This is a genomic window from Paenibacillus sp. GCM10027630, from assembly GCF_042676305.1.
In the GTDB taxonomy this organism is placed as follows: domain Bacteria; phylum Bacillota; class Bacilli; order Paenibacillales; family NBRC-103111; genus Paenibacillus_S.
In genome coordinates, this window is record NZ_JBHTGY010000036.1 from 28,196 (window position 1) to 39,278 (window position 11,083).

Annotated in this window: 1 protein-coding gene; it reads right to left on the minus strand. The window is 53.8% G+C overall.

Annotation, left to right across the window (positions count from 1 at the left end):
* Positions 1–367: 367 nt before the first annotated feature.
* Positions 368–11,002, minus strand: coding sequence for an S-layer homology domain-containing protein (locus tag ACFQ0C_RS17195; protein WP_379368294.1), 10,635 nt, complete (start codon positions 11,000–11,002; stop codon positions 368–370).
* Positions 11,003–11,083 lie beyond the last annotated feature (81 nt).

The following is an 11,083-nucleotide window of genomic DNA, read 5'->3' on the forward strand; positions in this document are numbered from 1 at the left end:
TAGATGCAGTTTTTCCAGTTAGATTGATTTCAAATGATATTCAGGCTGGATTAACGTGAGGATTTCCATCTATTACCTTTCTATGGCAGCCACCCGAAAATCCTAGTCTCCTCTGGAATGAAAGCGGACTTTTGAACGTCTATTTTCGCACCATCACTTAAGCAACACATCCAAAAAAGGGGTGCTCCAAGAAGTCATAAAATGACAAGGGGCTACCCCTAGGCTAAAGCTACTTTTGATATTCCCCCACACAGCAGCAGGCTTTTATTGTTTCACCTGTCTACCGTTTGGGGAGCATATCAAATAGCTAAAGCTTTGGGACAGCCCTCATCAAAATATCTTTTAATACAATGGAAACTGAACTTACTTAAATCAGACCTGATTTCTGTAATAATTTCTGGATAATGGATGCTACTTCCGCGCGAGTCATATTATCGGCAGGAGCCATAAGACTGCTGCTTCTTCCGGATACAAGACCCGCTTTCAAGCTTGCGGCTATGCCTGACTTCGCATAGTCAGCTACAAGACCAGAGTCCTTAAAGCCTGCGAGCAATTGATCCTGCTCTCCCGTGGCAAGTGCTGCATCCATACCTGTAATCTTCATAGCTCTTGCGATGATCGTCATAGATTGCTCGCGGGTAATCTTGTCCATGGCTCCAAAGCTGCCATTGTCATACCCGGAAATAATTCCATATTCATGAGCAGCTTGGATGTAAGGGGCGTACCAGTCCGATGCTTTTATATCACCGAACTGATGGTTACCCGCTACTTCAGCCTTAAGGCCCAATGCCTTGACCACGATAGCGGCAAACTCGCCGCGGGTAATATCACGGTTAGGCTCATACAGCCCTTCGCCTACCCCGCCTACTACCATTCGTGAGCCCATATCATTGATGGCTTCCTTCGCCCAGTGATTCTCAGCATCCTTAAATTCCATTGGATGCGCGATCAACGAATACGTAATACCGTTCGTTAAACTATTGATTGCAGCATAGGCTTTGCCGTCCACAAATCTGATTTTCGTAGGCACATGGCTAACGGCACCATTCGCTTCTACTACAACTCCCGTTGTTACCTTATTGGCAGTTGCTTCATCCTTTATGGCCAGCATCCTTTCCACGTAGGTACTGAACTTATCTAGTTCTCCCGTTATGTCTCCATACATGTAGGAAGCCTTAAAGCTTATTGGCGGCATGAGGACGGTAAAATCACCATTGGCTGCCGCGGTAGCCAGCTGTTTAACCTGTTCTTGCCCAGACGTACGTATTTCGATTCGTATCTTGATGTCCTTCAAAGCCGCTTGCTTGCCCAGCTTCTCGGAGATCGCGTTCACATGGAGCTGCTGCGCAGGTATGGTGTAGGTCGCCGTACCTGTATTAACTTTCAATACAGCGTTCTTGTTTTCCATAGATTTGACAAACTCGGCACTCATCTCTCCAATCGATATATCCGATGATTTATTGAACATGATGGTAATTTCCGCTTTGTCGCCTTGCTGCTCCAGGATTTTCCCCATTACAGGCTCATTCACTGCGATTGTAGTTGTGACGGTCGAGCCATTGACCAATGTCGTTTCCGAACCTGCCGTTTCCGGCTTGCCATTAACAAGAACATCAACGTTTGAACCAGTCGTAGGCATAAAACCGCCTCCGCCTCCTCCGCCACTACCGCCACCAGAAACGTTCTCCCTTTTCGTATACAGAGCCTGAACAGCTTCACTGTCGTTTTTACCTCCAGCTACAACAATCGCCTTCACAGTTGTAGTCTGTGTTAAAGCAAAAGGCCCGTTATACCGTAATGACTCCTCAGTAGGTCGGCTGCCGTCCAAGGTGTAATAAATGATTCCCTTTGGCTCATCAGCAGATAAGGTGATATTAACCGTTCCATCAAAGGTGGTATTCGATAATCCTGTCGGCTTCAGTGCCGTATCGGCATACATCAGAGCCTGCTTATTCACGGTAATGGTTTTGCTTTCCTGCTGCAAAGATGCAACAAGCTGTACCTCGGCCTCTTTGTTCACAGTCTTCCACACAATGGAAGGGTCGTTAGTTAAAGTATAACTGGATTTCACATGATAAGCTGTATCATATTCATTCAGCACAACTGCCGCTGCCGCCAGCTTGGCCGTATCTACGCCGTCAAACTGGGCCAACCGAGGATACAATCCGGCGGAAGCCTTCCAGATCGTCGCGTCCAATCCTGTGTACAGCGTACCCTTTACAAGAGCGCCGGTTTTCAGATTCTCTGCTTTGCCTGGTACGGATCTGACGATTTGACCGCTGCTATCGCTGTAGACAATATCTTCCTTGAGCATCTGCCTGTCGCCGAACGCATTCGCAATGGATACCTGATCCGCGACCTGCCCGGCTATTCCGCCGTAGAAGGTCTTCTTGTAGATCATCAATCCGTTTATTGCTCCTTCGACCTGTCCATAGCTCAGGACGTTATTGATGCTGCCCGCGAGCGCATATCCGGTTATTCCTCCTATCCGGGTAATGCTTTGGCCCGAGACATGAATATTCCCGGCGTTCAGGACGCCGTTCAGAGATCCTTCGTTTTCGCCGACAATTCCTCCGGCGCTTACAACATCGGCTTCTGCATGAAGCTCTGCAGCCGAAAAGCTTTTTTCAATGACAGCCGCAGGGACGCTTGTTCCGGCGAGCCCGCCAATCTTCACCTGAGCGGCATCCTTTTTAATGTCGATGCTCCCTACAGCATAAGAGGCTTCAATGCGAGCCATATTTTCGCCGGCCAATCCTCCTGCGATATGCCCTTTGCCGGATATCGCCCCCTTAAAGTGGGAACGGTCTATGCTGCCTTCATTCCTGCCGACAATCCCTCCGGCCACACCATCCTTAATCGATAGCTCTCCTTGGATAGAAGCTTGGATGATCGCGGCTGTCGTCTTGCCGGCTATACCGCCGATATAGCCGGAGCCTTTAATGTTTACACCGCTTATCTCCACATCCTTGATTTCGTTGTCCGTTTCCGATACGACGCCTGCCGCCGTCCCGCTTGCCGCTTCCACAGTCACGCTTGTCGCCCGAATGCCGCTGATAGGTCCCGTCACCGCTCCGGCCATGCCGCCAAGCGCGCCTTCGCCCTTGACCGTCACGTTCCCGGCAGCCACGTTCGAAATGCCCGCAGCCTCTCCTGCTATGCCTCCGGCATGATGCACGGCTGTTACGGAGATGTCGCCTGTCCGGATATTCGCTACCTGCTTCGCTGATCCAGCTAACGCTCCGGCAAAGTTTCCTGTCGCCACAATCTGCGTCTTCCCGGTCACAGTGATACCGCTGATCGCCGCCGTCGTCTTGCTGGCTATACCTCCGATATAATCGGAGCCTTTAACGTTTACACCGCTTAGCTCCACATCCTTGATTTCGTTGTCCGTTTCCGACACGACGCCTGCCGCCGTCCCATTAGACGCTTCCACAGTCACGCTTGTCGCCCGGATGCCGCTGATAGGTCCCGTCACCGCTCCGGCCATGCCGCCAAGCGTGCCTTCGCCCTTGACCGTCACATTCCCGGCAGCCACGTTTGAAATGCCTGCAGCCTCTCCTGCTGTGCCTCCGGCATTATGCGCGGCTGTTACGGAGATGTCGCCTGTCCGGATATTCGCTACCTGCTTCGCCGATCCAGCTATCGCTCCGGCAAAGCTTCCTATCGCCACAATCTGCGTCTTCCCGGTCACGGTGATGCCGCTGATCGCCGCCGTCGTCTTGCCGGCTATACCGCCGATATAGCCGGAGCCTTTAACGTTTACACCGCTTAGCTCCACATCCTTGATTTCGTTGTCCGTTTCCGATACAACGCCTGCCGCTGTCCCGCTTGCCGCTTCCACAGTCACGCTTGTCACCCGGATGCCGCTGACTGGCCCTGTCACCGCTCCCGCCACGCCGCCAATCATCCCTTCACCCTTGACTGTCACGTTCCCGGCAGCCACATTCGAAATGCCTGCAGCCTCTCCCGCTATGCCTCCGGCATGATGCGCGGCTGTTACGGTGATGTCGCCTGTTTGGATATTGGACAGCTGCTTCGCCGATCCGGCAATCCCTGCCACATAATCCCGACCGCTTATTTCGAGATTTCCTGCCGCGACGCCACTGAGGACGCCGATGCTTTTACCTACTGCGCCGCCTACATAATCCCCGCTTCCGGACACTTTCCCGCTTACGGTGATGCTCGAGATGACGCCGTTCTCCGCATTCGTTCCTGCGACAATCCCTACATTCGATCCGGCTGCAATATGTGCGTCAGCGAAGACCGTGTTCCGGATTGTCCCCTTATTAATTCTCACAAAGCCGAAGTTCTCAATGCCCTTTCCGCCAGAGCTAATGCCGGCGATCTTTTTACCTCCGCCGTCCCATTCTCCTGTGAACTCTTCGAAAGGAATCCATAATGCACCGGAAAGGTTCACATCCCGTCCCAACGTCACTTTCGATAGCGTTGGCTTCAGTGCGGCGTTTTTATGATACAGACGATAGAAGCTGAGATCTGAATCGTTTAGCAGCGCTACCACGGCTCCAAGCTGTTGCTCGCTGGTAATGACAAGACTGCCAGCGGACGACGCCTCCATCATAAACGACATATCCGGCGCAAATGTCCAGCTGGAAACGTTTCTAAGCACAGGTTTGCCGCCATTGCTTCCATCCAGATATGCCCAGAAAGCATGATCTGTGGCGGAATCCCAACCGGCAAGGCTTTCCTGCACAGAGAGGTCAGCTCGAGTAAGGCCCTGCACCGCCGTTCCATGGCCGATCCCCGTATCTCCCTCATAATAGGAGTTGTTCACCTGGCCGTCTCTGAAGTTATAGCCAATGAAGGAGCCGACATAGGAGTTGGAGCCATTGGCCAGAGAAGCCATGTGCCCCACAGCGGCGTACGTCTCCGTCAGAGTGCCGTTGTTATACCCGGCAAAGCCGCCCGCATACGCCCGCGTCGCTCCGTGTGCACCTATAGCCTCCACGCTGCTTTGGGCAGCATAGGCTTTAGCAATAACTGCGCCCTGATCGATCATACCGGCAAAGCCGCCGCTTCTGGCATCAAAGGCCGTGTTGGAAACTGTTCCCGAGGCATAAGCCTCCTGAATCGTATACTGATCGATATCCCCGGCAAAGCCTCCGGCATATGAGCCCGCCTTCCCGGATACAGTAACGGAGCCTTTCGCGAAAGAACGCTCAATCGATCCGTTGCCAATACCGCCGGATTCCAGAAGTCCGGCAAAACTTCCCGTGTATAACGTCGTGTAAGGGTTATCACTGGCAACCCGTACGATCGAATCAGAAACCGAGTTTCGGATAATCGTATCCGCCAGCCTGCCGACAAAACCTCCCGTATGAGCGGCAGTAGTGACACCCGAGTTCCCCACCGTGCCGTTAATATTCACGGTACTGCCGGCATTTGCCTGTGAATAGAAAATCCGGCCGCCTGTCGAAAGTCCGGCAATACCTCCCGCATTGTAAATGCTGGAGTTCGAAGCCGTAATAACGGAGGTTGAAACCCCGTTTACGATGTCCCCCTGGTTCCTGCCGGCGATACCTCCGATACTGGCCGTTTTCACGCCTGAAGCCTCGATACCCGAAGCAGCGTTTGCGTAATAAAGGGAGGACGACTTGTTCAAGCCGACAACACCTCCGACCGAAACGTCGGCCTGATTGCCTGTCCCCACGATACGGACCGTTCCGCCTTCCGCCTTGGATAGCGTGATCCCCCTGTACAAAGGAAGTATCTTGCCAAAATCGAAAGCCGTATCCACCGTTGTCTCAACGATCCCCGCAATACCTCCCACGTTGCTTGCTCCCAATGATGTGGACAGGGTAATATCCGGGGCTGCCGTTGCCTTATAAATAATCGAATCAAGGCTTCTGCCGGCGATGCCTCCCACGTTTGCGCCATCCGCGTTCAACTTGATGATCCCCTTGGAAACGCCGTTCAGAAGAGCGGATTTTTCAAGACTGCCGGCAACGCCTCCTGCGTTGCCGCCGGTTCCTGCGGAAATAACCGCTTGCTCGATGGTCACATCAGAGACGTCCCATACGGCTGATTCTTTACCCGTTTTGGTTCCGATAATGCCCCCTACATTGCCGCTGCCCGTAATATTCACCGGATTGGCAATCCCTTCATTATGAGCAAGGAGGCGGATGCCGCTCACGGTATGATCCCTACTCGAGATACCCGCAGCGCCTCCCGTACTGCTGTCGGAGCCTGAGCCTTTAATAATTCCGCCATTCATCGTGATGGTCGTGTCGGCGAGGCTTCCAGCAGAACCATAACCGATTACACCTCCAACGGCTGCGCCGCTCGTGAAGGAGCGGATTTCCCCGGTGGCATCCACGGCAACAGCAGCTTGCCGTATCGTTCCCTGGCTCTCCCCGGCAACACCGCCTGTATACATTCCGCCGGTCAAATAACCTCCCGCCGGTACGTTAATATTTACGTTGGAGATTTGTCCCTTGTTCCACGCAACCAGCGCGCCGACGCGGCTCGCCCCTGTCACCGCAGCTGGCTCCAGCTTGACTTGGCTGATGACTGCGCTGCTTCCTGCTACTCCAAATAAGCCGGAAAAATCAGGCTTATCCACTCTTAAACCGCTGATCAAATAGTTTTTGCCGTTAAAGCTTCCCTCAAAAGCATGCTGCTCGCTGTTGCCGATCGGTATCCACTGAGCGGACTGAATACGGATGGGAGCGGTGAGCTCCACCACTCTTCCGGCAAAATCGAACCGCGGAAGCCCTGTCACACTGCCGTTAACGATGGCCGCAAGTCCCGCCAGCTCTGCTTCCGTACCGATGGAGAAACGCAGATCCTCTTTATGCTGCGTATACCAGCTGATATTGACGTTGATCTCAGGCTGGGTGGGGCCTCCCCCGCTGCCGGCTTCCAGTACCAGCTCAGGATAAATGTAAGCCGCATGGGTCGTGCCGTACGTCCATAATTTATTTTGGCTGCTGAAATCCCAGCCGGACAAAACTTTGAAGGCCTCTCTATCCGCCAGACTGCTGGACAGAATAGGGGACAGGCGCCTATAGAGCTTCAGCTCGTAATAGTTTCCTGCTGCAAAGTCTAACAGACCGCTGTTGATCCCTAAAGTTTCATCTTTCACATAATAATTGTTTTCCAGCAGTTCCTTATTGGCCGTATCGTACCTTCCGGCGAAGGCGCCCGCATAAGCGCCATTTTCTCCGGAAATTTGCCCTGCCGAATAGCTGTCTTTGGCGGTACCGCCTGTTATTCTGCCGAAGAAGCCTCCTGCAAAGGAATTGCCACCTTGGGCCAGCACATTTTTCGCCGTGTAGCTGCTGTCTACACTGCCGCTGTCCTGCCAGCCCACAAGGCCGCCTACGTTGGCATAGGCCCCGTTGGAAGAAACAACGGAGGAGGTGTACGACCGATCAACCGTGCCGCTGTTTTTGCCGATCAATCCGCCCAGGTAACCGTATCCGGCCCCGGTTCCACTAATGTCGGCCGATATATCGTTATTAATGTAAGAGGAAGCGACAAGTCCGGTGTTCTCACCGACAAGGCCGCCTGCCGTCGTCCGGCTGCCTCCCAAGGTCAAGACTGCACTTGAGAACGAGTAGTATACCGTCTTGGCATTCAGCCCGACAAGGCCGCCTACCGTATTCTGACTGCCCTGGGAGACGACGCGGAAGCCGTCGGAAATGCTTGTATTGGCGATCACGGAGTGGTTCTCTCCTACAAGACCGCCCACTTTGGAGTCAGATGAGTTCACCGTCAAACTGCCGAGACTCCTGTTATTTTGAATGGAGCTTGCTCTCGCCCTCGGGTCGCCGTCATCCATACCTCCAGCTCTGGTATCGTTCAAACCGACAAGGCCGCCCAAAACGGAATTGCCGGAAGAGGCGTTTGCCGTTATGTTGATCGCCGACATGTAGTTATCCGCAATGAGAGCGCTGCTTGATCCTTTGTGGTAACCGACCAATCCGCCTACTGTAGAGTGCGGAGCGTTGTCTGTGATCTTCACATTAACGGCATACAAGCTGCGTATCGGGGTCGCTTCATTCCAGCCAACAGCCCCTCCTGCCGTTGTTCCATCTGCAGCTTCCAGGAGATGGATGAGCACGTTCTCCGCATTGCGGCCTTGGGCATTCCCGCTGATGGAGGCGGCTGCCGCCTTGCCGGTTATACCGCCGACAAGGGAATTCGCCCCGCCGACCTTGAGAATGGCGTACTCCCCTTCCTCAGCAGATATGGAAGAATTTATTATTTCATTTTCCGCATGTCCTGCAATGCCTCCCACCTTGGAATTAGCACCGGTTGCAGTAATTAGAGGCTTCTGGACAATGCTGCTTTGAATATGATTACCGGCTCCCTTTGATTCCCCGGCGATACCGCCTGCCGTAGAACCGGCGCCGCTGATCGTAATGACAGGGCTGTCACTGACAACAGAATCCAGATTGGAGAGGATGCTTTGACCGGCGATGCCTCCCGCGATACTGCCATCCCCGGTGGCGTTGATAAGAGCATTAGCAACTGCCGCGTCTACACCATTGCCGGTTATAGCTGCATTCTCCAGTATTCCCGCAATGCCTCCGGCCACGGATTGCGGTCCGTTTACCGTCAGCTTCGGACTCAGATCATCCTCGCTAAAGACTTTAGGCTGGACGATGCCGCCGCTGCTGCGGCCTGCGAGTAGGCCGGCAATACTGCTCTGCCCTTCGGCGGAAATGTCCGGATTCAAAATCGATACGCCGTTAAGCGTTCCCGCGTTCTGACCGATGATGCCGCCCGCTTGTGCGTGCACGCCGCTGGAAGCGAGCTTGATATTGCGAATGTTTGGCAGATTCGCAGCGGCAAGCGACGCGCTGTTTTTGCCGAATACACCGCCGATGATGGAGTCAGCCCCGCTGGATTGCAGCGTTAGCTCGCTAGCCTCCGTCAAAGGCATGGAGATATAGACATTGCCTGAACGGTTTTCACCGACTGCTCCTCCGATCACGGTCTTGTCTGCGGTGGAAGTTACATTTACATTTTTGACAATGACAGGCGACGCCCCGCTTCCAATAACCGCCGTTGGGGCGGTTTCCCCGGCTATTGCTCCCACTCTCCCGGCAAGACCGTTCTGGCCTTGGGCACGAATGGTTATATACTCAGGAGCAGAGGACTGAATGCTTCCGGCTGCGTAGCCGGCGATACCTCCCGCATCCCCGTCAGAGTCAACGGTGGCCTGGCTTGCCGCGGTATTTCCCGCATTGGCGCCAGAGATCGTTCCGGCCCCCAAATAGCCGACAATCCCGCCTGTATAGGTATATTCTCCACCTGCTACTGCCAGCGTCCCTGTAAAGGAGGCGCCGTCTATGGTGCCGGCCTGCTCAACAAGCCCGACAATGCCGCCGGTAAAAATGCCTGCAGCCAAATCCGTATTTTGCGCGGCGTTACCATTGACACGAATCGTTTTGGCGTACTGCTCGCCCGAAAGATTAGCCCCGGCTGCCGCTATTTTGCCGATGTAGCCGCCGGTGTACAAAGCTTTGTCTCCCGTTACCGTAATATTGCCTGTATTCGATACGTTGTTTGCCGCCTGCGTGTAAGCCTGACTGGAAATGATTCCTCCCGTATAAATGTCCAACTTTCCGGTTACCGTAATGTCCCCACTGTTGACATACGCTCCCTGCTGCGTGCTGCCGAAGGCGACCTGTCCCCCGGCAGCCCCGAACAATCCCCCTGTATAGACTTTGGAGGCACTGCCGGTCACCGTTAATTTCCCTTGGTTTTTGATCTGGAAACCGGTAGTCCCGGTAATATTCCCGTCCACATAACCGGCCACAGAGCCAGTGTATACAAAATTCGTACCGGAAGCCGCAGCTTGAATATCCACTGTATTGGTAAAGCTGCGGCTCACAGTGAGGTTTCCCTTGATCCGGCCTGCCAGGCCGCCCGTATAAACCCGATCCTTCGCTTGATTCGTGACCGAACCTGAATTTACATAATTAAACCCGAGCGTTAAATCCTTCTCAAACAAGCCCGCCAGCGAGCCCGCATACGCCTCCGTGGAATTGGCTGCGTTTACCTGCACACTCCCTGAATTTGCCGTTTGGTCGGAGAAGCCAACCGAATCCGCTGCCGCAGCTAGGCGCCCAATAATCCCTCCGCTATAAGCGGCTGTCCCATCTGCTTTGACGCCTCCGCTGTTTTTAATGACGGTATTACCCTCCGCCATCAACAAACCGGCATTTACTTGGCCGATGATCCCGCCAGCCGCTGCGGCTCCGGAGTTCTTGACGTAAACAGCAGCCGTATTGTTTGCCGTCTTCAGCGTAAGCGGCCCCTCTGTGCTCCCCGCAATGCCTCCGGCGCCGGCTTGGTAGGTCACGCCGGTCACGGTAACGGGAGCGCTGTTCGCAACATTGTTGATCGTCCCGCTTGCCGACCCAGCGACGCCGCCCGCATAGCCTGCATACGTATTGCCGGTGACTGTCAGGTTCAGGCTGACATTCGTGGAAACATCATAAATATAGCTGCTGCTTCCGCCGCTGCTCTTGACACGGCCTGCAAGGCCTCCCACATACGCCTCATCCGTCGTATTGACCGTTATGCTTCCGGACAGTACAAAGCCCCCCACCGTCGCATTTTCCATATTGCCGATGAAGCCCGCATAGCTGTAGTTGCCGTTTACGGCAATATTAGAGATGGTGAAAGGTCCGCCGCCGTTAGCGATAAGATTTCCTCTGAACGGCCGGTTCTGCGTTCCGATCGGAACCCAGGTATATGCCGACAAACTCAAATTCCGATCTACCGCCAAAATTTTCCCTCGAAAATCCGTCGTACCGTTATTCACCAGCTTGGCGGCTCCCGCCAGCTTGGCCGGAGAGTCGATCGTAAACGTAGTGTAATTGGAATAGTTATCATACCAGGCTGTGTCGGCGTGATCCGTCCAGTTATCGGTATCCGCTTGCACCAGCAATGCTCCCCACGTGAGCAATAGCAGCAGCATAAGAATGCCGATCTTAAAGCTTTTTCTCGAAAAAGCTTTACTCATGAAATGTCCTCCCTAGTCTCTATGCATACCATATCCAGCCCAAAAGCCGTTCAAGACAGGCTTCGGGGCTGGACCATGATA